This is a genomic window from Marinobacter sp. L-13 (assembly GCF_056857715.1).
In genome coordinates this window covers 80,283-101,481 of the sequence record NZ_JBSXNQ010000042.1, presented here as the reverse complement: position 1 = coordinate 101,481, position 21,199 = coordinate 80,283, and the positions used below count along the sequence as shown (strand labels likewise).

The following is a 21,199-nucleotide window of genomic DNA, read 5'->3' as shown; positions in this document are numbered from 1 at the left end:
ATGGGAAAGGGCTTCCTGGAGTGGCGCATTGGTGAGTGAATCCGAGGCAGTTGATTATTCCGCCAGACATGAGAGCTTTGAGCGCTGGTTCCAGACCCCGCTTGGTCGGGCACTGTTGGCCGACCAGAGACGCTTTGTCGACGCCGAGCTACAGCGTCTGACAGGCGCCAGGCAGTTGCAGGTGGGGATCAGCCATCGGCTGCCATTGGCTACCGGCACGGATTTTTCCCAGAAGATCATGACAGCGCCAAGATGGTATCCCCATATTCCGGATGGAGTCGCCATCTGCGATGCCGACGAGCTGGCCTTTCCCGGTGACTCGATGGATCTTGTCGTGCTGCATCACACGGCCGATTTCTCTCCTTACCCTCACCAGGTGATTCGCGAGGCGGCGCGCGTGCTCCGGGGAGAGGGCACGATGGCGCTGTTTGGTTTTAACCCTCTGAGCCTCTGGGGCGCGCGCAAACTGATCTCCAGGAGCAGCGAGGGCCCGTGGGGCGGTCGCTTCCTCTTGCGCGGACGCATGGAAGACTGGCTGCACTTGCTGGGCTTTAATGTCGAAGCGTCGATTACCCGGTTTTTCAGGCCACCACTGCAGCGCAGTGGTCGCAAGCCGACGAGCCGGATTGACAACCGTTTGTCCGGAAATCGACTCCTGCCAGTAGGCGCCTATTACTGTATCCTTGCCAAAAAACGCGTCCACGCCCGGTTGCCAAGGCGCCCCGTCTGGCGCCAAAGCAAGGTGATTGCCCTGCCGGGCACCGGTACCGTTGGCGCCTCCCGAGGTTGCAGCCGCAGTGGCTCGCCGATTAACAGACCGAAGTGAATCACCGAAAATTAAATCAGGAGGCTGAATGGCCGGCAAGGTAACCCTCTATACGGATGGCGCCTGCAAAGGCAACCCCGGGCCCGGCGGCTGGGGCGTGGTTTTGCGCTATGGCGACAATCGAAAGACCCTGCACGGCGGGGAGGCGAATACCACGAACAACCGCATGGAATTAATGGCAGCCATCCGTGGTCTGGAGGCCCTGAAGCGCCCGTGCGAGGTGGAGCTGTTTACGGATTCGCAGTACGTGCGCAAAGGCATTACGGAATGGATGGCAGGCTGGAAGCGGAACGGCTGGAAGACCTCCGCGAAAAAGCCCGTGAAGAACGAAGATCTCTGGCGCGAGCTGGATGCCGAAGTGGCCCGGCACCAGATTAACTGGCACTGGGTAAAAGGGCACTCTGGTGTTCCTGACAATGAACTGGCGGATGAACTGGCCAATCGCGGTGTCGACGAGCTTTCCGGCGCATAGATTCAGAGCGCATAAATACAGTTAACCAGGTACAGGCAATGAGACAGATCGTACTGGATACAGAAACCACGGGTATCGACCCGGCAGAAGGTCACCGGATCATCGAGATCGGTTGTGTTGAATTGATGGAGCGCCAGCTCACCGGCCGCAACTACCATGTCTATATCAACCCGGACCGGGAAGTAGAGGCTGAGGCGATCACTGTTCACGGCATCACCAACGAGTTCCTTGCCGACAAACCCCGTTTCGCGGAAATCGCCGATGAGTTCTTCGAGTTCATCAAGGGCGCCGAGCTGGTTATCCATAACGCTGCGTTCGACGTCGGCTTCATGGACTCGGAATTCGCCCGTCTCAAGCCGGTACGGAAAACCGCGGACCACTGCGGAATCGTGGACTCGCTCGCTATCGCAAGGGCCCGTCACCCGGGGCAGAAGAACAACCTTGATGCGCTCTGCAAGCGCTACGGTGTGGACAACAGCAACCGTGACCTCCACGGCGCGTTGCTGGATGCGGAGATCCTGGCCGATGTTTACCTCCTGCTTACCGGTGGCCAGACCGCGCTGTCACTGGATGCCGGATCCGAGAACGGTGGCGGTAACGGCGGAATTCGAAGGCTGCCTGCTGACAGAGCGCCCCTGTCGGTGGTTCGTGCCTCTAGTTCAGAGGCCGAAGCCCACGAAGAGTTCATGTCCCTGCTCGAAAAACAGGCGGGCGAAACTGTGTGGGGTAAACTCCGGAGCCCGGAATGAGAACTGGGTCGGGCTGTACCAAATGTTACATTCCGCCTTTCTTGAGGTACTTGAGTTTTATGTTATAAGTAATGATAAGTTCGCCAGTTTTTTGCGAACTGGCTTTGGCCGGAAAAGGGGTTAGCCGGCCCAGAACAAAAAGGCCTGGTACGCGACAGCCGGACCAGTGACCACCAAAGAGGATGCGGTAGTCTCCGCAACATTAACGGGAAGCGTTTATGGTTCAGTCGTCTCTCGCGACGAAATCGCAGTCGTTTGATCTGGTCAAAAGTGAAATAGAGCAGACCATCAAGCAGGCAGAATCCAGCCTTGAACGCTTTCAGGAAAACCGCGAAAGGGGTGAGGATCTCCAGAACTGTGTTGATTTCATCAACCAGTTGCGGGGCATTTTTATTCTGGTGGAGCTGCGGGGCGGAACCCTGCTGTGCCAGGAAGCAGTAACTATGGCCAACGACGTTCCCGTTGGCGCTAATGACGACAAAAACATCCTCCTTACTACCCTCAATAGCGCTCTGTTCATTCTTCGGCGCTATGTCGAGTACTATCATCAGCAGCGGGAAGATCATCCCGAGCTGTTGCTTCCCGTGATCAATGACCTCCGAGAGGCCCGCCGGGAAAAACCCTATCCCGAATCCTGTTTTTTTGATGTCGATGTCAAAGAGAGGCCGGATTTTTGTGCCGGTTTGTCATTGCAGCCGTTTGAAGGCAATGAGGCGGATTACGAAGTCATGGCGCGTCGCATGCGCCTGACCTTCCAGGTTGCGCTTTTGGGAATTCTTCGCGACCGGAACGATGTGGTAAACAAGAAATTGATTGGCCGCGCTTCGAGAGGACTTGCCCGCCTTTGCCAGGGCGCACCTATGGGGCAGATGTGGTGCCTTGTCGGCATTGTTGCGGACACCATGCTTGATCGCGCTATGGTCTTTAACAAGGCCCGCAAGCGCATGTTCATGCGGATCGAGAAGTACGCCCGGGAAGTGGTGTACGTGGGCAAGGTTGCCACGGGTAAAGACGCGCCGGATTCGCTGATTCGGGATCTGGTCTATCTGCTGTACCGCAGCGGGTCTGCTAACCCTGAAGTTACCGAGGTGTTATCCGCTTACCATCTCGCGCCGGCGGATTTTCCGGATTCCATGCTGGAAGCCCATGCGAGCAGGTTGTACGGTCCTGGCAGTGATGTCCTTAAATCCCTTTCGGAAGCCCTTCAGGATGAACTGAACCAGTTGAAGGACAAGCTGGACATCATTGAACGCGGTATCGAGCCGGATCTGGCGGAGCTGTCTTCGATTGCCGATGCCCTCGAACGACTGGCCAACACTTTGGTGATGCTTGACCTGAACAAGCTGGCGGGCGTTTCAAGAGAAGAGGCGAGCAAGCTTCGGGGTTGGGAAGCAGAATCTCGCTTGCCCGGTGATGATGAACTGTATCGACTCGCCGATTCCGTCCTGGGAATCGAAGACGCCGTCATGCAGATCGTGACCCGCGGCATCACGTCGGAAACCGACGCGTTGGCCGGTGGTGAACGCAAGCGGGAGGAGTCTGTCTACCTCCGTGAGGCGCTCTATGTCGTGGCTGACGAAGCCCGTGGGGCATTGACCCTGGCAAAGCGTGCAATCACCGCTTTTATCGAATCCGACTACGACAAACTGCATCTTGCCAATCTGCCTGCAACCCTGCACAGCATCTGGGGTGGCCTGCAAATGGTGAATGATCCCGGAGCCGCCGGGGTTCTTGAGCGGGTTGCGGCTTCAATCCAGGAGCGCTTGCTGGATGCGAAGGAAGCGCCAGCCGCCCAGGTGCTCGAGGCGCTGGCGGACGCTCTGACTTCGCTGGAGTACTACATCGAGAGTATTGGCAAAAGCGAAGACCGCAACGTAGATCTACTGAAACTGGCTGAATCGTCGCTGGACGATGTAGGTTTGTAGTTCCATGTCCCACACGCTCGCTATCATTGTACTGGCCGCTGCCGGCGCTGTGATGGTTATAGCGGGCCTGCTGTTTTTCAGGCACCCCCGATGGTTGCTCACCTGGATTAAAGGAACGGCGGTTTTCGGTGTCATTCTGGCCGGTTTATATGTCCTCGTGATTGCGGTAAATCTGAGCAGCTATCATTCACTGGTAGGCTTGCAGACCGCGGCAAGCATCTCCACCCAGAGACAGGCCGAACAGATCTGGCAGGTTTCCCTCCAGAGTCAGGATGGGTTGTCTGTGGTGAGAACGCTGCAGGGCGATCAATGGCAGATGGACGCCAGGATTCTCCGTTTTACCGGCCCCTTCCGTTGGCTTGATATCGCTCCCGGTTACCGGCTCGAGCAATTGAGCGGGCGTTACACGTCGCTTGAGCAGGAGCGGTCGGCTCCGAGGACTTCCATAGGCCTCGCTGAAGGCATCTGGCCTGATCTCTGGCAGTGGGACCGTCAATTCAACTTGCCGTTTGTGGAGGCCGTGGACGGAAGCATGACGTTCATGCCAATGCGGGATGGGGCTGTTTTCGAGGTAAAGCTATCCTCTTCGGGTCTGGTTGCTGTTCCGGTAAACGAGCAGGCGAGGGAAGCCGTGCAGTTCTGGAATCAATAGATTCTCGGGCATAAAAAAAGCCTGCGTCGAGACGCAGGCTTTTTTGTGCTTGACGGGGGGCAATCAGCCCATCTTGAACAGTTCGCCCAATTTGGTTGCCAGCATCATATCGCCTTCGGCGCGCAGTTGACCTGCCATGAATGCCTGCATGCCGTCGGTCTCGCCTGAAACGATGCCCTGCAGGGTTTCGGAGTTCATGATCAGGGTAACGGATGGATCGTCATGGGCGCCTTCGTGCATTTTGCAGGTGCCGTCATTAATAACGAGGTGGTAGGTCTTGTCGTCCTCGATGTCGAACTGGAATACCAGGTCCAGGCCTTGAGCTGCGTCTGCGTTGAAATTCTGTTCGAGTTGTTCAAATACCTGAGCTACAGACATTGTTTTACCCTTTTGATGGTTGTCTAGTCATGATCACGACGGCTTGATGTCCCTGGCTGCACGAGCCTGATCGGGTGCCCGGGTAGAGCCGACCTCGCAATCCGACTTTATGGTGAGTGGTCGGCCCTGTCAAGATCGATCGAACGCTTGTTTTAATTTTTTTGCTCTCCTTATCACCATAAATTCGGTAAGTTACACTCTTGTTCCCGCACACTGAGTTGGAGAAGCACTTTGGAGTTCCTGACAGAATACGGTTTGTTTTTGGCCAAGATCGTTACTTTCGTGGTGGCGGCCCTGGTAGTGATCTCTGTCATCATGTCCGCGGCCCAGAAGGATCGGGGCGATCATGAGGGCGAGGGAGAACTCAAGATCCGGAAACTCAACGAGAAATACGAAAAGCTGCGTGAATCGATTCAGTCACGGCTGATGTCTGATCACCAAAGAAAGGTGTTCCAGAAGGCCCGGAAAAAGGCTCAGAAGGCGGAGAAGAAAGCGGCCAAGGCCGCGAAGAATACCGATGAGCAGGATGACAGTCGTGGTCGCGTCTATGTTCTGGATTTCGACGGCGATATCAAAGCCAGCGACACAGATCCGCTTCGCAGGGCAATTACTGCGGTGCTGAGTATTGCCGATCCGGAAAAAGACGAAGTGGTTATCCGCCTCGAAAGCGGTGGTGGGCTGGTTCATTCCTATGGCCTTGCGGCCGCCCAGCTGGACCGGATTCGCAGCAAGGGTCTTCGCCTCACCGCCTGCGTTGACAAGGTGGCGGCCAGTGGAGGCTACATGATGGCCTGCGTCGCAGACAGGATCGTTGCTTCGCCCTTTGCCATCCTGGGCTCGATCGGTGTGGTTGCCCAGCTTCCGAATTTCCATCGTTTCCTCAAGAAGAACGACGTGGACTTCGAGGTGCTCACCGCTGGAGAGCACAAACGCACCATGACTATATTTGGTGAAAACACCGATAAAGGCCGACAGAAATTTCTGGAAGATCTTGAAGACACTCACGGTCTTTTCAAAGAGTATGTCAGCGAACGCCGGCCGGACCTGGACATTGCAGCCGTTGCCAATGGAGATATCTGGTTCGGCAAGCGAGCGCTCGAAGTGAAACTGATCGACGAGATCAAGACCTCCGACGAATATCTCATTGAAGCCTGCGACCGGGCAGACGTAGTCTCAGTGGCATATCAGCGCAAGCGGACCCTTCCGGAAAAACTCGGATTGGCCACCAGTTCGGCGCTTGAACACACTGTCTGGAAAGTCCTGGGCGCCTTCCGCAACCAGAAGTTCCAGTAGACCACCGAAAGCGGAGAAGAATGATGACCACCAATTCCGAATTCAAGGCCTGGCGCGTTGAAGAGCAGAACGGCGAGTATGTCGGTGCGGAGAAATCTTTGAGTACTGCCGACCTTCCTGATGGTGACGTCCTGATACGGGTAAGCCACTCTTCTCTCAACTACAAGGATGCGCTGTCGGCTTCCGGCAATAAGGGCGTTACCCGTTCCTTTCCCCATACCCCGGGTATTGATGCAGCAGGAGAGGTCGTCGATTCCGCCACTGGCAACCCCTCGAACGGCAGTCCGGTTATCGTGACCGGGTACGACCTGGGCATGAATACAGACGGCGGTTTTGGCGAATACATCCGCGTACCTGCCGCCTGGTGTGTTCCCATGCCGGAAGGATGGAACGCTCGTACCGCTATGATCTATGGCACCGCCGGCCTCACCGCCGGTCTCTGTGTTCAGAAGCTTCTGACTATGGGCGCCAAGCCGGAGCAGGGCAAAGTCGCTGTTTCAGGAGCCTCCGGTGCCGTTGGCACCGTTGCGGTGGAACTGCTTGCCAAACTTGGGTTCGACGTCGTCGCCATAAGCGGCAAGGCCGACCATGCAGACGATCTCAAAGCTCTTGGGGCTAAAGAAGTTGTGGGTCGTGAAACCCTGGCCGAGGATAAGAAACCCCTCGTTAAACCGGCAGTTGCGAACGCTGTCGATACGGTGGGTGGTAGCCCATTGGCCGAACTGCTCAAGCAGATCAAGCCTGGTGGCTCAGTATCCTGTTGTGGTCTCGTAGCCGGTCCGGGCCTTCAGACCACCGTGCTGCCGTTTATCCTGCGAGGCGTGAATCTGCTGGGTGTCGATTCGGTAGAGATTCCCCTGCCAGAGAAAGAAGCGGTATGGAAGAAATTCGCCGGGGAGTGGGCGTGTCCGAAGACCGAAGCGTCTGCCCGGGATATCGGTCGCAGTGAGCTGGATGGGGCGCTGAAGGCGTTCTTGAAAGGTGAATCAGCCGGCAAGATTGTCCTGGATCACTCTAAATAAGAAGCGACTCCAACCGATAAGATGGAATAGAAGAGAGGGAAAAGCCCCTCTCTTCGTACTCTAAAGCTTCATAACTAGGAGGCCCGACGCCGGAACAGCGGGATCTCCGTATCGGTCGCGGCCTGGTAGCCCTGGCTGAAGAAGTTCAGGCACCGCGCAGCTTTGTTGATGTCCTTGTCAGCCCGAAGGACATAAGCATCGAATCCGCAGCGCTTCATGAACTGCAGCTGATCCAGCAACACGTCTCCAATCGCCCGAAGCTCATTCTTGTAGCCGAAACGTTCACGCAGTAGCCGGCCAATGCTGTAACCACGCCCGTCACTGAACTTCGGAAAATTCACAGCAATTACCGGCAGTTCGTTCACCCGACCGTCCAGAATCTCCGGCTCGTCGTGGCTGTCGAACCACACGCCAATCTCCTGCCGTCCGGTAAAATGCTCATAGCCTGCCAGCCAGAGATCCGCAGGGATTAACGCCGGCTGGTCGGCCGGAATATCCAGCGATTCGCCCTCGGCGGGGCGGGGCACCACTACCCAGTTGTCCTGGCGGATGCTGCCATCCGGAGAAATAACGTTAGGCATAAACCCGCTCCTTGAATGGATCAATTCCTACGCGGCGATAGGTGTCGAGGAAGGTTTCCTCTTCCGTGCGCTTGTCCACGTAGACATCAATGATCTTTGAAATCACCTTGGGCATCTCATCCCGTGCAAAGGAAGGCCCCAGAATCTTGCCGATTGAGGCATCATGATGGGACGACCCGCCCAGACTGATTTGATAGAACTCCTGGCCTTTCTTGTCGACACCGAGAACACCAATGTTGCCGACGTGGTGGTGGCCGCAGGCATTCATGCAGCCGGAAATGTTCAGATCGATATTGCCCAGGTCGTACAGATAATCCAGATCATCGAACTGCCGCTGGATGGCCTCGGCCACCGGGATGGACTTGGCATTGGCCAGGGCGCAGTAATCACCGCCGGGGCAGCAGATAACATCAGTCAGGGTGTTCAGGTTCGCGGTACCGAAACCCATGGGCGTAATCGCCTGCCACAGTTCAAACAGCCGATCCTGGCGCACATCGGCCAGCACCACGTTCTGTTGGTGAGTGACCCGGATTTCACCGAAGCTGAACTCGTCTGCCAGATCGGCAATCTGTTCAAGCTGCTTGTCACTGACATCGCCAGGAGGAGTGCCGGTTTTCTTCATCGTCAGGGAGACGATGGCATAGCCTGCCTTCTTGTGGGTGTCCACGTTGTGGGTCAGCCACTGGTCAAAGCCCCGGTTCTCAAACCGCTGGCTGGCCAGCAGGTCCGTGGCATTGTCGATAGCTGCGTAATCCGGTTCGGTAAAGTAGCCCTGGATACGTTGAATCGCCTCGGGCGTCAGCCGGGTCGGGGATTCCTTGATATGCTGCCACTCTGCTTCCACCTTTTCAGCAAAGCCCTCAGGGGTCAGAGCCTTCACCAGAATCTTGATCCGGGCCTTGAACTTGTTGTCGCGCCGACCGTATCGGTTATAGACGCGAAGCACGGCCTCCAGGTAGGTCAACAGATCCAGTTCCGGCAGGAAATCGCGAATTACCGGCCCGACCATGGGCGTACGGCCAAGACCACCGCCCACGTGTACCCGGAAACCGAGATCGCCGGCCTCGTTGCGTACCATCTGAAGCCCGATGTCGTGCACCTGGATGGCGGCTCGATCGGTTTGCTCGGACGCGTTTACGGCAACCTTGAATTTCCGCGGCAGGAAGGCAAATTCCGGATGGAACGTGGACCACTGGCGAATGATTTCGCAGTAGGGCCGCGGATCCGCAATCTCGTCCGACTGAACACCGGAGAACTGGTCTGTGGTGGTATTACGAATGCAGTTGCCGCTGGTCTGGTTGGCGTGCATTTCCACTTCAGCGAGTTCTGCAAGAATGTCGGGAACGTCTTCCAGCGCCGGCCAGTTAAGCTGCACATTTTGGCGAGTGGTGAAGTGCGCATAGCCTTTGTCGTAGTCCCGGGTGATTCGCGCAAGCCGGCGAAGCTGGTCTGAGCGCATCATGCCGTAAGGAACACAGATCCTGAGCATGGGGGCAAGACGCTGAACGTACAGGCCGTTCTGCAGGCGAAGGGGAAGAAACTCGTCTTCAGCCAATTCTCCGGCCAGCGCTCTTTCTGTCTGGTCACGGAACTGGGCAACCCTCTCGGCAGCCATTTGCCGATCGTGTTCATCATATACGTACATAGTGGGAAGATCCTGCTTGAAAGCGACATATCCAGGCCGACGGCCTTATATCTGACGGGAAGGATAACAGCGGGTTTTTATTCTTAAAATGATTATTTCAAAATATGTTTATCGACTCAGGCGATAAGCAGAAGGAACAAGGGACTGGACGAATATCAATTAACTGCTTAACTTGGAGGATGACGTTAGCAGTGTGCGCTGCTGCCGTGATAACAAGAAAAACACGAGACAAAAACTCGGAAAGAGGAACAGACATGAAAAAGACCGCACGTTCTGACAGTCAGGCCGATGCCGTTGCCGCAGTTCTGCTGGTGGTTCTTGCCGTGGCTTTCGCGGTGGTCTGGGTAGCTGGCCAGTAGTCTACTGGCTCGCCAGGACCAGATTTACAATAACGATCAGGCCTACAACAAAGCTGGCTGTGAACAGAATGCCGGCAATGATGTAAGGCCAGGGGCTATGGCTTGAAAAGTCCTCTTCCCGGCGCTTGTCGGACTGAACTCCGAACGCGCCTGCGAGTATGCTTTGCATGACTTTCAATACGCCAGGTCCACGCGGCTTTTTTTCGTCCCGTTTTTCCGCTTCTGAAGATTCAGTCATACATCCGCCCCTGATCTGTGCTTCACCCGAAGCTTACTCTGCCGGATCGTACGCCAGGCTTGGCGCAAGCCAGCGTTCTGCCTCGGCCTTGGAAATGCCTTTGCGTTCAGCATAGTCCTCAACCTGGTCAGCGCCAATTTTCCCTACCGCAAAATACTTGGATTCCGGATGCGCAAAGTACCAGCCGGAGACGGCAGCGGTCGGGAACATGGCAAAGTGCTCGGTCAACTCAATGCCTGCAGTATCAGTGGCCTCAAGCAAATTGAACAAGGTTGCCTTCTCCGTGTGGTCCGGGCACGCCGGGTAGCCGGGTGCCGGACGTATTCCGCGGTACCTTTCCTTGATCAGGTCATCGTTGGCCAGCTTTTCATCAGCGGCATAGCCCCAGAACTCCTGGCGAACCCGCTCGTGCATCCGCTCGGCGAAAGCTTCTGCCAGGCGGTCGGCCAACGCCTTCACCATAATCGCGTTATAGTCGTCGTTGGCATCTTTGAACTCTACCGAGAATTCTTCTGCACCAATGCCGGTGGTGACCGCGAAACCGCCCACGTAGTCCACCGTCCCGGAGCCTTCAGGCGCGACAAAATCCGACAGCGCCATCATGGGTTTGCCCGGTGCCTTTTCATCCTGCTGACGGAGGTGGTGCAGAGTAGTCAGCTCCTCGGTGCAGGATTCGTCCGTGTAAAGCACAACATCGTCACCGCGGCGGTTGGCTGGCCAGAAACCGATGACGCCACGGGCAGAGACCCGCTTTTCATCAATCATCCGGTGCAGAATCTTCTGGGCATCGTCAAAGAGGTGGCGGGCAGCCTCGCCACGCTTCGGGTCATCAAAAATGGCCGGGTACTTGCCAGAAATATCCCAGGACATGAAGAACGGCGTCCAGTCGATGTAGTCCACCAGCTCGTTGAGGTCATATTCCTCGAACACCCGGATGCCGGTGAAAGCCGGCTTTGGAGGCTGGTAGCCTTCGAAGGAGATGTCGGGGGCGCGATCACGAGCTTCCTTCAGGGAAACCAGCTTGGTGCGGTCACCCCGGTTCTTGCGGCGCTCGCGGATTTCGTCATATTCAGTTCGGGCGGCTTCCACAAACTCGGGCTTCGCATTCTTGCTCAGAAGCTGGGATGCGACGTTCACGCAGCGGGATGCGTCCGACACGTACAGCGCGATGTCGTTCTTGTACTGGGGCTCGATTTTTACCGCGGTATGCGCCTTGGAAGTTGTTGCGCCACCGATCATCAGCGGAATGTTGAAATCGAGTCGTTGCATCTCGCGAGCCACGTGGACCATTTCGTCCAGAGACGGTGTAATCAGACCGCTCAGACCAATAAGGTCGACATCGTGTTCTTTTGCAGCAGCGAGGATCTTGTCGCAGGGCACCATCACACCCAGGTCAATCACCTCATAGTTGTTGCATTGCAGGACCACTCCCACGATGTTCTTGCCGATATCATGGACATCGCCCTTTACCGTGGCCATCAGGATCTTGCCCTTGGCTTTCTGGTCTTCCGTTTTCTCCGCTTCGATGTAGGGAATCAGGTGTGCAACAGCCTGTTTCATGACGCGGGCGCTTTTGACCACCTGGGGCAGGAACATCTTGCCATCGCCGAAGAGGTCTCCGACCACGTTCATGCCATCCATCAATGGGCCTTCAATGACCTCAATGGGATGTGTGGCTCTCTGGCGGCAGGCTTCGGTATCGTCCACGATATAGGTGGTAATGCCTTTGACCAGTGCATGTTCCAGGCGCTTCTCCACCGGCCATTCACGCCAGGCCAGGTCTTCCTCCTGGGTTTTGCCGCCTTTGCCTTTGTAGCGTTCGGCGATCTCAAGGAGCCGGTCGGTGGAATCATCACGGCGGTTCAGGACAACGTCTTCGACCAGCTCTTTCAGTTCCGGTTCGATCTCGTCGTAGATCACCAGCTGGCCGGGGTTCACGATCCCCATGTTCATGCCAGCCTTGATGGCGTGGTAGAGGAAGACCGAATGAATGGCCTCCCGGACCACGTCATTGCCCCGGAACGAGAAGGATACGTTGCTCACACCACCGGAAATGGAGGCATGGGGCAGGTTTTCGCGAATCCAGCGAGTGGCGTTAATGAAGTCCACTGCGTAGTTGTTGTGCTCTTCGATGCCGGTGGCAATGGCGAAGATGTTCGGGTCGAAGATGATATCGGCCGGGTTGAAGCCAATTCCGGTCAGAACATCGTAGGAGCGTTTGCAGATTTCGGTTTTGCGCTCATAGGTATCGGCCTGACCCTGTTCATCGAACGCCATGACCACCACGGCCGCGCCGTAGCGCATGCAGTCTCTGGCGCGCTTGATGAACTCCTCTTCGCCCTCCTTGAGACTGATGGAGTTCACCACCGCCTTGCCCTGGATGCAGCGCAGGCCGGCTTCGATGACATCCCACTTGGAGGAGTCGATCATGATCGGCACCCGGGAGATATCCGGCTCGGAGGCTACAAGATTCAGGAAGGTGACCATCACCTCCTTCGACTCCAGCATGCCCTCATCCATGTTGATGTCGATAATCTGGGCACCGTTTTCAACCTGGTCCCGGGCAACGCTGAGGGCTTCTTCGTACTGCTCTTCCTTGATAAGACGCAGGAAGCGCTTGGAGCCGGTAACGTTGGTTCGCTCGCCCACGTTAATGAACAGAACGTTGTCGTCACCGGTGAACGGCTCGAGGCCGGACAGGCGCAATGCCTTCGGGCGCTCGGGGATCTTCCGGGGTGGGTACTTGGCGACTGCCTGGGCAATGGCTTCGATGTGATCCGGGCGGGAGCCACAGCAGCCACCGATGATGTTGAGGAAGCCGTCACGGGCGAAGCCCTCGATAATCTCGGCCATTTCCTCGGGCGTCTGGTCGTATTCGCCGAACTCGTTGGGCAGGCCGGCGTTCGGGTGGGCGCTGACATAGGTTTCTGCCTTGGCCGACAGCTCTTCTACATAAGGGCGCAGGGCATCCGCACCCAGCGCACAGTTCAGGCCAACGGAAATGGGTTTGGCGTGCGCCACGGAGTTCCAGAAGGCTTCGGTGGTCTGGCCGGAGAGTGTGCGCCCGGATGCATCAGTAATGGTGCCGGAAATCATGATCGGCAGGGTGATACCACTGTCTTCAAAATACTGCTGGGTCGCGTAGATTGCCGCCTTGGCGTTGAGGGTGTCGAAAATGGTTTCGATCAGGATCAGGTCGCAACCGCCTTCAACGAGGCCTTCGACCGCCTCGTAATAGTTGTCGACCAGGGTCTGGAAGTCGACGTTCCGGTAACCCGGGTTGTTCACATCCGGGGAAATGGAGGCCGTGCGGGAGGTAGGGCCAACGGCACCGGCCACAAAGCGGGGCTTTTCCGGGTTCTTCGCGGTGTATTCATCAGCGATCTGCCGGGCCAACTGGGCGGCAGCCACGTTGAGCTCTTTGGCAATCGCCTCCAGCCCGTAATCCGCCTGGGAGAGCTGGGTGGAGTTAAAGGTATTGGTCTCGATAATATCCGCGCCAGCGTCCAGGTAGTCCGCGTGGATATTGCGGAGCAGTGCGGGTTGGGTCAGGTTCAGCAGGTCGTTGTTGCCCTGGACCTCCCGCTCGTAGTCTGCAAACCGATCACCCCGGAACGCTTGCTCGTCCAGCTTCAAATTCTGGATCATGGTGCCCATGCCGCCATCAAGGATCACAATGCGTTCTTGCAGGGCCTTCTGGAGCTGGTCGAGACGGGTGGTGCGATCGGTCATAGGATTACTTCCGGATGTCGTTATTAACGCTGTATTAATTTCAATGGCGCGGGATCATAGCAAAAATGCCTGAGCCAGTCTTAGTACGAATGACGATTATCAATTGCCTTGCGCAGATGCCCGCCAATACGGGAAACTCATTACCCTGGTAAAGCCCGACTATTTTACTTGGTCTTTCATGTTCCCGCGAACTCCCTTAAAATGAACTCAAACTTTCAAACGGGTTGAAAACATGGCTCAGGTTACTGTGACAGATCCCGCACGGGATTATCTTGCACAACTTATCGAGAAACAGGACGTGGAAGGGATGGGGGTGCGTATCTTCGTTACCCAGCCCGGCACCAAAAATGCCGAGACCTGTCTGGCCTACTGCCCGCCCAATGAAGTGGTTCCGACGGACGAGCAGGTCGATCTGGACAAGTTCATCCTGTATCTAGACCACAACTCGGTGCCCTTCCTTGAGGAAGCGTACGTGGATTACTCGAAAGACCAGATGGGTGGTCAGCTGACGATCAAGGCGCCCAACGCGAAAGTGCCGAAGATTGATGACGATGCGCCCCTCCCGGACCGGGTAAATTATATTCTGGCGTCGGAGATCAATCCGAACCTGGCGGCCCACGGTGGCGATGTTTCCCTGGTGGAGATTGTCGATGAATCCGTGGCTGTGCTGCGTTTCGGCGGTGGTTGTCAGGGCTGCTCTGCGGTGAGCCTGACACTCAAGCAGGGCGTTGAATCCACACTGAAAGAGCGCGTACCGGAAATCACTGCCGTACGTGACGTAACCGACCACTCCTACACTGAAAACGCCTACTACCAGTAAGGCAGTCAGTCCCCCGTTTACCGCGTCCTAGGGGGCGCGGTATCTGCTCCCGTCTGCCGCACTACCGGCATCACCATGGCTGCACGGCCAATGTTGTGACATTTCAATTACTTCATCATTCGTCGCATACACAGAAACATCAGGCAGGTACTATCCTGTTTGCCTGATGACGGGACTATTACCGGCTTAACCGGATTACATTCTCATACCGGGGTCAAACTTGTTCGACGTTGCGCTTCTGTCCGTGCCTCTCATGGCGGCCGTGGTTGGCTGGCTGACCAACTGGCTTGCCATCCAGATGTCCTTCTATCCGGTCCAGTTCATCGGCGTGGGTCTGGTGGGCTGGCAGGGGGTCATCCCCCGCAAGGCAGAGAAAATGGCGCACATCTGCATCGACAGGACTCTTCAACAGTTCGGCGATCTGAACGCCGTTTACCAGGAGCTTGAACCTGAGCGCATCGTTGAGCAGGTTATCTCCCAGGTGACTCCCCGGATGGATGAGTACATCGATGAAGTCATGTACGAGATTCAGCCCGTTCTCTGGGACAACCTGCCTTTGTTTGTCAGAAACCGGATTTACCAGTGGGCGAGGGAACAGTTGCCGTCCAGGATAGAGGAGCTGGTTGAGGATTTCGGCGACGATCTGGATGAACTGGTGGACCTCAAGGCCCTGCTCAGCCGGGAACTGCAGACGCATCCGGATATGATGAACCGGATCTTCCAGCAAGCCGGTGCCGTGGAATTGCAGTCCGTGATAAACCGCGGCGCGATTATCGGCGGCATCCTGGGAGCGCTCCTGGTGCCATTATGGACCCGCTACCCGGAGCCCTGGCTGCTGCCGCTGGGGGGCTTTGTGGTTGGCTTTGTTACCAACTGGATTGCAATCAACCTGATCTTTGCTCCGCTGAGGCCCCGGCGGTTTCTGTTCTGGAAAATCCAGGGGCTGTTTCTGCGCAGGCAACCGGAGATCAGCGATGTCTGGGCAAAGCTGGTGGCGGAGGAGCTGATTACGGTCGAAAAAGTTGCCGATGCCATGATTAACGGTAGCCATGGCGACCGGACACGCGCAATCATCCAGAAACACCTTCGGCCATTGCTGGACAACTCTGTCATCATGAAGCTGACTGCTCAGGTGACCATGGGCATGACGGGTTACACCGAGCTGCAACGGGTAATGAACCAGAAGGCGGTGTTGGCGACCGGCGATGTGTTCAGTGATCCCGCGTTCAACCGGGAGCGGGCACCGGTAGTAGCAGAAGTGCTTTCCGACCAGATGAAAGCGCTGAAACCCGATGAGTTCCAGGACATTCTTCGTCCGGCGTTCCGGGAAGAGGAAGTACAGTTGATGCTCGTGGGTGGACTTTTCGGCGCCCTCGCAGGCCTGCTTCAGTTTCTGTCCCTTGCAGGCTTTTGAGATTGCCTCAAGGCGTTAAAGGCAGTTAGTGGGGCGTGGTAGCCCGGCAATCCGGCAGGCGGTTTTTGCAGGCGTGCCGGGGAAAAGCTGCATCAGATAAATGCTGTTGCCCTTGTCCTCGCCCAGCGCCTCTTTAACAGCCTTCACGAACAACCGGTTGGACGGTGGCGACATTTCATGTTCCTTATAAAAAGACCGAAGGAACTGGATGATTTCCCAGTGTTTTTCGGTTAGCTCCAACTCGTCCTCGGCCGCAATGGTTGCCGCGACAGTCTCCGTCCAGTCCTGGGCGTTTTCAAGAAAGCCTTCGTTGTTTCGTTCTGGCATTGCGTTACTGACCATGGTCTACCAACTGATTACCCGTTGTGCCTGCAGGGAAAGAGCGACCATCCCGTGGAAATCCACAGCGCTGGCGTTGCCTGTCAGGTGACCGAGCCCGCGGGCATCAGCGTCCGGTGAAAGGGCAAATAGTTTGCCGGCGTTAGGCAGCTTTGCGGTTGCAAGGAACAGCACGGCACCGCCGATAAGCAAGAGGCCATCCTCCTCCGAGACCATTTCAAGACACTGGGCCGCGCGGGGATGATCGGGGGATTTGTTCAGGATGTGTAATGTGTTGATGGCAGTCATGGTGGCTAACCTGCGAAAGCAGTGTGGTCATAAGTGGTGAGCAAAGCGGCATCGGCGTCCACCAGGGTCACGCCCTCAATCAACGAGTTTTCATCCAGTCCGTAGGTGTTGCATGCAGAACGATCGGCCAGGATCGCTTCAATACCGAAAATGGGTGCCGCTGACAGATTCTTTTCCACAGACTTCTGCCCAATACCGCCGGCTTCCTGAGCCTGTCTCAGCCAGTTAACGCCCGCCCCGGTGAACAGCAGTGATGCCGGCTGGTCAAAGGCTGCAAGCGAGAACGCCATATCCAGGGCTTCCCGCCCGGTCCATGCGCCGTAGGGTGGCTGGTCAATCATAATCAATGTGCTCACGGTCAGTCTCCAGCGTGAAAGTAGAGTGTTCGTGTGGACTTGATCCGTCCTTCGACCCACTCTCCGAGACCGGCAATTTCAAACGGAGCGCGCAGATTGGCCGCTGGCAACTCATAGCGTTTCTGCTCGGTTTCGTTTACCAGGCCACGACGCAGAGCCGAGGCAATACAGGCAACGCCGGGAACGCTGTGGTCGGCCAGAAATTGAGACCACGCCTCAGACCAGTTGGTCTCGTCAGACGGCGGTGCGCAGAGTGCCGAGGCCAGGTGCACACCGTCACCGTAGAGGAAAACCCGGTCAATGCGGTGGCCGGCGTCTACGGCAGCCTGTGCAAAGCCAAGGGCGGTCTGGGGCGCCTGGGACGAGTAGGGCGCGCCAGTAATTACCAGGGTGAAGGTTACAGAAGCAGTTTCGGCCATGATTCCTGTTGGTTCCTGATCTGCCGTGTACGGGCTTTCAGTTTACCGAAAGCAAAACCCCGGCAACTGCCGGGGTTTTCAAGCGGCTAATTCAGCCTGGTATCAATCTTCGCCACTGAACGCAGACAGCAGGTGCAGCAGGCTGACGAACAGGTTGTAGATGGACACATACAGGCCCACGGTGGCAATCACGTAATTGCGCTCACCACCCTTGATGATCTGACTGGTCTCAAACAGGATCATGATGGACGCAAAGATAGTGAAGCCAGCGGACACCGCCAGATGCAGGATCGAACTCTCCATCAGGAACGCCAGCAGCATGGCACCGATCAGCACGAAGGCACCAGCGGTCAGGAAGCTGGACATGAAGCTGAAGTCTTTCTTGGTGATGATCGCAGTGGCAGACAGGCCGACAAAGGCGACAGCGGTCAGCGTCAGTGCCTGGGCGACAATCGAGGAGGCGCCGGCAGCCACGAACGCACCGATGATCGGGCCCAGGGTGTAACCCATGAAACCGGTCAGGGCGAAGGTGGTTACGATGCCCCAGGGGCTGTTCTTCAGCTTATAGGTCGCGAACAGAAGACCAATGTATCCCACAATGGTGATCAGGAAGCCCGGGTGGGTCCCGTTCATGTTCAGGAATGCTGTGAGCGCCGAGAAGGCGAGGGTCATGCCGAGCAGCATGTAGGTGTTGCGCAACACCTTCATTGCATCATCGCTGATGCCTGTGGTCGCGCGCTCCGTCTGGGGAGCGGAATAGGCTCCCTGAGAGTTCTGAACGCCGAATCGTCTGTCTTCCATTGTCATCTCCGTTTATCACGACTGGATACTGTGTCCCATAATAGTGTCAGATACGCAACTTTCAATCATTTATGACAGGAAACCGCCTCCCGGATTCCATTAAAAACCGTTAATGTTGAAAAGTGCGGCGGGTTTTATGCAGAGCGTTGACAGCACAGGCAATTCCGGTATCATGCTCACCGCTGTCGCAATGGCGGCGAATGGAAAAACCGGTGGGCTGGCAGAGTGGCTGAATGCAGCGGTCTTGAAAACCGCCGAAGGTTAGTAGCCTTCCCGGGGTTCGAATCCCTGGCCCACCGCCATTTTTCCTCTTCTTTCGTTCTTTCCCCCCTTTGTAGTTCCAGACTTCGCTTTATTCTCAGTGGTTTTCACGACTTGGAATTGCGTCACCTTACCCTCATGATCAGACCATCGGCATCGCGAGGGCTTGTTATGACAGACTCAAAAACTACACAGACACCGGAAGCCGGTTCGACTGAACGTCGTGACAGGAAGTTTTCTGTGTCCGCAAATCGGGGAAAGGCCGCTCACAAAGTCCGGTATGTGGAAGCCGGAGGCGCCGCTGTGGATACAGAAGGGTGCACGTTGTGTGAGTCTGTGCCGGATCTGTCTGAGGCTAGTAAGGAGAAGGGAAAAGACCGGAGCAGCTGATGCCGCCCCGGCTTTGAGCCTGGGCCGGATCAGAGATCCCGGCCCGGGTAGACCAGTTCCTTTTGCTCGTCGGCTCTCTGCTGACGTGCAGACAGGCTTTCCGGCTCGTTCCGGGGTACCTGCCAGCCTTGAAGATTTTCCTCGATCAGCTTCACCAGAGCATCGATATGCCCCGGCGTAGCATTCAGCGCGGAGATATAGCTGAATCCCTCGCCACCAGCCTCCATGAAGTACTCACGGTTCTCCTCATCGATTTCCTCAATGGTTTCCAGGCAGTCTGAAGAGAAGCCAGGGCAGAACACGTCTATGGATTTGACGCCTTTGCCGGGGAGCGATTTCAGGGTTTCATCCGTGTAGGGCTTCAGCCACTCTTCCTTGCCAAACCGGGACTGGAAGGTCGTCATGTAGTCTTCTTTGCTCAGGCCAAGCCGTTCGGCCAGCAGCCGTGAGGTTTTATGGCACTCACAGTGGTACGGATCGCCTTTGGTCAGGTACTTCAGTGGCACCCCATGGTAGGAGAACACCAGCTTCTGGTTGCGTCCGTGGTTGGACCAGTGAGCTTCAATATGGCGCGCCATGGCTTCAATGTATGGCGGATAATCCGGGTAGTGGGAAACAAACCGGAAATCCGGCAACCAGCGGCGTTTGGCAAAATCACTGGCGATAGCGTCGAAGCTGGACGCAGAGGTCGATGCGGAGTACTGGGGGTACAGAGGCAGAACCAGCAGCTTCCGCACGCCTTGCTCCTGCATTTCGTCCAGAACCCGGGAAATCGACGGGTTGCCGTAGCGCATGGCGAATCCGACGACAACGTTGGGGCCATATTTGCGCTTGAGCGCCTCCCGAATGCCCTCAGCCTGCTTCGCGGTGTGCAAAAGCAGGGGAGAGCCTTCCGGCTGCCACACGCTCGAATAGGCTTCTGCGCTGCGCTTGGGGCGAATGCGCAGGATAACCCCGTGCAGGATCAGCCACCACAGAGGTCTTGGCAGCTCCACCACCCGCGGGTCCGAGAGAAATTCAGCCAGGTAGCGGCGGAGTGCCGACGTGGTCGGGGCATCCGGGGTACCCAGGTTGGTGACCAGCACGCCCAACCGGTCAGGCTGATTGTGGCTGAAATTCTCTGAACCTTTGTATTGCATGCGGTAGATCCTGAACGTTGGTTAGGCGGTTGGTGCGTCAGCCCTTGTCGGCGGCTTGCTGTGCCATCCGTGGTGCAAGGCCGGAGATGTCGTAACCGGCGTTGCGGGCCTTGGTAAAGATTTCATTGGCTGACGTGTTTCGGGCCGCACTCAGTGCCCAGAGAACGGTGCAGCGGGTTCCGGAGCGGCAGAAGGCCAGTACGGGCTTTTCGGCGTCCCGGATCATTGGTGCAAAGCGGTTTACGTCCTCATCGGTGATATTTCCCGACTCCACCGGCATATAGACCCACTCAAGGCCCTGTTCCCGGGCAGCTGCTTCAATATCCGCCATTGCCGGCTGACCAGGCTCTTCGTGATCGGGGCGGTTCGCCACAATGGTTTTAAAACCCAGCTTTGCGGCTTCAGCCACATCGTCAACGGAAATCTGGGGGGCTACTGAAATGTTGTCGTCAATCTTTCTGATATCCATGGGATGTCGTCTCCGGGTCGGGTAGTGGAGCTGTCGTCATGATCGCACAGCCTCCGGGCTGTGTCAGAGTGACGGCAGGGAAATTAACAGAAAATACTTACGCTCTCGCGCGGTTGCGCTCAATCACTTCAAAAACGGCCATACCGGCAACCATGGCGGCCACAAACACCGCTGCCTTGGTTTCACCGGCACCCATAAAGCTCAGGGTTGCCGCCAGCAAGCGAAGAGACAGTCGCGAAAGACCGCAAACCCCGTGTCCACTGGTGCAGCCGGAACCATAGAGAGTGCCGATACCGACAAGCAGCCCGGCAATGATCAGTGCGGGATAGCCCCCTGGATTTTAATGGGTGGCAGCTCTGCGGCCAGTAACCAGACCGCCGGCGCGCCGATTAGTCCGGCCAGGAAGGCAATACGCCAGGCAATGTCGCCTTTGGCCGGGCTGAGAACCCCGCCAAGAATTTAGCTAATGCCCGCAATACGCCCGTTCAGAAGCAGAAAACTGGCTGCCGCAATGCCCACCAGAATGCCCCCCAGCAGCGCTGACCAGGGGGTGAAGTTACTCCACGCAATTTCAATCATCTGATACTCCGAATGTTACGAGTGTCTATTTTGGAAAAAGCATATACCTTGC

At 56.6% G+C, this 21,199-nt stretch carries 21 protein-coding genes, 1 tRNA gene and 1 pseudogene; 10 read left to right on the top strand and 13 right to left on the bottom strand.

Annotated features, from left to right (window positions below):
* Positions 1 to 31 precede the first annotated feature (31 nt).
* The 5 genes from AC13DD_RS05015 (at position 32) to AC13DD_RS04995 (ending at position 4,624) form a co-directional block, all read left to right on the top strand.
* The gene (locus AC13DD_RS05015; RefSeq protein ID WP_014577168.1) at positions 32 to 826 is read left to right on the top strand and encodes a class I SAM-dependent methyltransferase; all 795 of its coding nucleotides are present in this window, start codon (positions 32 to 34) and stop codon (positions 824 to 826) included.
* Between the two features lie 28 nt (positions 827 to 854).
* Complete coding sequence (rnhA, locus tag AC13DD_RS05010; protein WP_008171705.1) at positions 855 to 1,298, top strand: ribonuclease HI; 444 nt, start codon at positions 855 to 857, stop codon at positions 1,296 to 1,298.
* Positions 1,299 to 1,336: 38 nt separating this feature from the next.
* The gene (gene dnaQ, locus AC13DD_RS05005) at positions 1,337 to 2,047 is read left to right on the top strand and encodes a DNA polymerase III subunit epsilon (RefSeq protein ID WP_482930924.1); all 711 of its coding nucleotides are present in this window, start codon (positions 1,337 to 1,339) and stop codon (positions 2,045 to 2,047) included.
* 218 nt (positions 2,048 to 2,265) lie between these two features.
* Positions 2,266 to 3,972, top strand: coding sequence for a FimL-related protein (locus AC13DD_RS05000; protein ID WP_008171700.1), 1,707 nt, complete (start codon positions 2,266 to 2,268; stop codon positions 3,970 to 3,972).
* 4 nt (positions 3,973 to 3,976) lie between these two features.
* Entirely contained in the window at positions 3,977 to 4,624 is a 648-nt protein-coding gene (locus tag AC13DD_RS04995) for a multidrug transporter (RefSeq protein ID WP_405419867.1), read from the top strand.
* Positions 4,625 to 4,687: 63 nt separating this feature from the next.
* On the opposite strand, the gene AC13DD_RS04990 is transcribed toward AC13DD_RS04995, so the two are convergent.
* Positions 4,688 to 5,002 (bottom strand): SCP2 sterol-binding domain-containing protein, encoded by a 315-nt coding sequence (locus tag AC13DD_RS04990; protein WP_008171697.1) that lies wholly within the window; start codon positions 5,000 to 5,002, stop codon positions 4,688 to 4,690.
* Positions 5,003 to 5,233: 231 nt separating this feature from the next.
* Between AC13DD_RS04990 and sohB the strand changes: the two genes are divergently transcribed.
* Both sohB and AC13DD_RS04980 read left to right on the top strand, forming a co-directional pair.
* Positions 5,234 to 6,295, top strand: a complete 1,062-nt coding sequence (gene sohB / locus AC13DD_RS04985) for a protease SohB (protein WP_008171694.1) — start codon at positions 5,234 to 5,236, stop codon at positions 6,293 to 6,295.
* A gap of 23 nt (positions 6,296 to 6,318) precedes the next feature.
* Complete coding sequence (locus AC13DD_RS04980) at positions 6,319 to 7,317, top strand: YhdH/YhfP family quinone oxidoreductase (protein WP_482930923.1); 999 nt, start codon at positions 6,319 to 6,321, stop codon at positions 7,315 to 7,317.
* A gap of 74 nt (positions 7,318 to 7,391) precedes the next feature.
* On the opposite strand, the gene AC13DD_RS04975 is transcribed toward AC13DD_RS04980, so the two are convergent.
* From AC13DD_RS04975 to metH, 4 genes are all read right to left on the bottom strand, one after another.
* Positions 7,392 to 7,898: a DUF934 domain-containing protein gene (locus AC13DD_RS04975; protein ID WP_008171689.1), complete on the bottom strand. Its 507-nt coding sequence runs from the start codon at positions 7,896 to 7,898 to the stop codon at positions 7,392 to 7,394.
* On the bottom strand, positions 7,891 to 9,543 hold the full coding sequence (locus AC13DD_RS04970; protein WP_008171688.1) for a nitrite/sulfite reductase: 1,653 nt from the start codon (positions 9,541 to 9,543) through the stop codon (positions 7,891 to 7,893). Before AC13DD_RS04970 ends, AC13DD_RS04975 begins: the two co-directional genes overlap by 8 nt.
* A 360-nt stretch (positions 9,544 to 9,903) precedes the next feature.
* Entirely contained in the window at positions 9,904 to 10,140 is a 237-nt protein-coding gene (locus tag AC13DD_RS04965; protein ID WP_008171686.1) for a DUF2970 domain-containing protein, read from the bottom strand.
* Positions 10,141 to 10,173: 33 nt separating this feature from the next.
* On the bottom strand, positions 10,174 to 13,872 hold the full coding sequence (gene metH, locus AC13DD_RS04960; protein WP_482930922.1) for a methionine synthase: 3,699 nt from the start codon (positions 13,870 to 13,872) through the stop codon (positions 10,174 to 10,176).
* Between the two features lie 232 nt (positions 13,873 to 14,104).
* On the opposite strand from metH, the gene nfuA reads away from it, so the two are divergent.
* Both nfuA and AC13DD_RS04950 read left to right on the top strand, forming a co-directional pair.
* The gene (nfuA, locus tag AC13DD_RS04955; protein WP_459424424.1) at positions 14,105 to 14,692 is read left to right on the top strand and encodes a Fe-S biogenesis protein NfuA; all 588 of its coding nucleotides are present in this window, start codon (positions 14,105 to 14,107) and stop codon (positions 14,690 to 14,692) included.
* 220 nt (positions 14,693 to 14,912) lie between these two features.
* Positions 14,913 to 16,106, top strand: coding sequence for a DUF445 domain-containing protein (locus tag AC13DD_RS04950; protein WP_482930921.1), 1,194 nt, complete (start codon positions 14,913 to 14,915; stop codon positions 16,104 to 16,106).
* 15 nt (positions 16,107 to 16,121) lie between these two features.
* On the opposite strand, the gene AC13DD_RS04945 is transcribed toward AC13DD_RS04950, so the two are convergent.
* The 5 genes from AC13DD_RS04945 to AC13DD_RS04925 all read right to left on the bottom strand — a co-directional run bounded on the left by AC13DD_RS04945 (position 16,122) and on the right by AC13DD_RS04925 (position 18,309).
* Positions 16,122 to 16,448 carry a TusE/DsrC/DsvC family sulfur relay protein gene (locus AC13DD_RS04945; RefSeq protein WP_482930920.1) on the bottom strand — a complete coding sequence of 109 codons (327 nt, stop codon included), beginning with the start codon at positions 16,446 to 16,448 and terminating at the stop codon, positions 16,122 to 16,124.
* Between the two features lie 3 nt (positions 16,449 to 16,451).
* Positions 16,452 to 16,733, bottom strand: a complete 282-nt coding sequence (gene tusB, locus AC13DD_RS04940; protein ID WP_482930919.1) for a sulfurtransferase complex subunit TusB — start codon at positions 16,731 to 16,733, stop codon at positions 16,452 to 16,454.
* 5 nt (positions 16,734 to 16,738) lie between these two features.
* A complete protein-coding gene (locus AC13DD_RS04935; protein ID WP_482930918.1) occupies positions 16,739 to 17,089 on the bottom strand; it encodes a DsrE family protein in 351 nt (116 codons plus the stop codon).
* A gap of 2 nt (positions 17,090 to 17,091) precedes the next feature.
* Complete coding sequence (gene tusD, locus AC13DD_RS04930; RefSeq protein ID WP_482930917.1) at positions 17,092 to 17,508, bottom strand: sulfurtransferase complex subunit TusD; 417 nt, start codon at positions 17,506 to 17,508, stop codon at positions 17,092 to 17,094.
* Between the two features lie 102 nt (positions 17,509 to 17,610).
* On the bottom strand, positions 17,611 to 18,309 hold the full coding sequence (locus AC13DD_RS04925) for a Bax inhibitor-1/YccA family protein (protein WP_482930916.1): 699 nt from the start codon (positions 18,307 to 18,309) through the stop codon (positions 17,611 to 17,613).
* 211 nt (positions 18,310 to 18,520) lie between these two features.
* Between AC13DD_RS04925 and AC13DD_RS04920 the strand changes: the two genes are divergently transcribed.
* Positions 18,521 to 18,611 (top strand) — tRNA-Ser (locus AC13DD_RS04920).
* Positions 18,612 to 18,989: 378 nt separating this feature from the next.
* Here AC13DD_RS04920 and hemH read toward each other — a convergent pair.
* The 3 genes and pseudogenes from hemH to AC13DD_RS04905 all read right to left on the bottom strand — a co-directional run bounded on the left by hemH (position 18,990) and on the right by AC13DD_RS04905 (position 21,147).
* Entirely contained in the window at positions 18,990 to 20,099 is a 1,110-nt protein-coding gene (gene hemH, locus AC13DD_RS04915; RefSeq protein ID WP_482930915.1) for a ferrochelatase, read from the bottom strand.
* A 37-nt stretch (positions 20,100 to 20,136) separates the two neighbouring features.
* Positions 20,137 to 20,568, bottom strand: a complete 432-nt coding sequence (locus AC13DD_RS04910; RefSeq protein WP_482930914.1) for a protein tyrosine phosphatase family protein — start codon at positions 20,566 to 20,568, stop codon at positions 20,137 to 20,139.
* 97 nt (positions 20,569 to 20,665) lie between these two features.
* A pseudogene (locus AC13DD_RS04905) lies at positions 20,666 to 21,147 on the bottom strand (YeeE/YedE family protein).
* Between the last annotated feature and the right edge of the window lie 52 nt (positions 21,148 to 21,199).

Bases quoted from the DNA above. Each gene is read 5' to 3' on its own strand.
- AC13DD_RS04945 (WP_482930920.1), bottom strand. From the start codon at position 16,448: ATGGTCAGTAACGCAATGCCAGAACGAAACAACGAAGGCTTTCTTGAA.
- tusD (WP_482930917.1), bottom strand. From the start codon at position 17,508: ATGGCCGAAACTGCTTCTGTAACCTTCACCCTGGTAATTACTGGCGCG.
- AC13DD_RS04975 (WP_008171689.1), bottom strand. From the start codon at position 7,898: ATGCCTAACGTTATTTCTCCGGATGGCAGCATCCGCCAGGACAACTGG.
- metH (WP_482930922.1), bottom strand. From the start codon at position 13,872: ATGACCGATCGCACCACCCGTCTCGACCAGCTCCAGAAGGCCCTGCAA.
- nfuA (WP_459424424.1), top strand. From the start codon at position 14,105: ATGGCTCAGGTTACTGTGACAGATCCCGCACGGGATTATCTTGCACAA.
- AC13DD_RS04995 (WP_405419867.1), top strand. From the start codon at position 3,977: ATGTCCCACACGCTCGCTATCATTGTACTGGCCGCTGCCGGCGCTGTG.
- rnhA (WP_008171705.1), top strand. From the start codon at position 855: ATGGCCGGCAAGGTAACCCTCTATACGGATGGCGCCTGCAAAGGCAAC.
- tusB (WP_482930919.1), bottom strand. From the start codon at position 16,733: ATGACTGCCATCAACACATTACACATCCTGAACAAATCCCCCGATCAT.
- AC13DD_RS04980 (WP_482930923.1), top strand. From the start codon at position 6,319: ATGACCACCAATTCCGAATTCAAGGCCTGGCGCGTTGAAGAGCAGAAC.
- hemH (WP_482930915.1), bottom strand. From the start codon at position 20,099: ATGCAATACAAAGGTTCAGAGAATTTCAGCCACAATCAGCCTGACCGG.
- AC13DD_RS04910 (WP_482930914.1), bottom strand. From the start codon at position 20,568: ATGGATATCAGAAAGATTGACGACAACATTTCAGTAGCCCCCCAGATT.
- AC13DD_RS04970 (WP_008171688.1), bottom strand. From the start codon at position 9,543: ATGTACGTATATGATGAACACGATCGGCAAATGGCTGCCGAGAGGGTT.
- AC13DD_RS05000 (WP_008171700.1), top strand. From the start codon at position 2,266: ATGGTTCAGTCGTCTCTCGCGACGAAATCGCAGTCGTTTGATCTGGTC.
- AC13DD_RS04925 (WP_482930916.1), bottom strand. From the start codon at position 18,309: ATGGAAGACAGACGATTCGGCGTTCAGAACTCTCAGGGAGCCTATTCC.
- dnaQ (WP_482930924.1), top strand. From the start codon at position 1,337: ATGAGACAGATCGTACTGGATACAGAAACCACGGGTATCGACCCGGCA.
- AC13DD_RS04990 (WP_008171697.1), bottom strand. From the start codon at position 5,002: ATGTCTGTAGCTCAGGTATTTGAACAACTCGAACAGAATTTCAACGCA.
- AC13DD_RS04965 (WP_008171686.1), bottom strand. From the start codon at position 10,140: ATGACTGAATCTTCAGAAGCGGAAAAACGGGACGAAAAAAAGCCGCGT.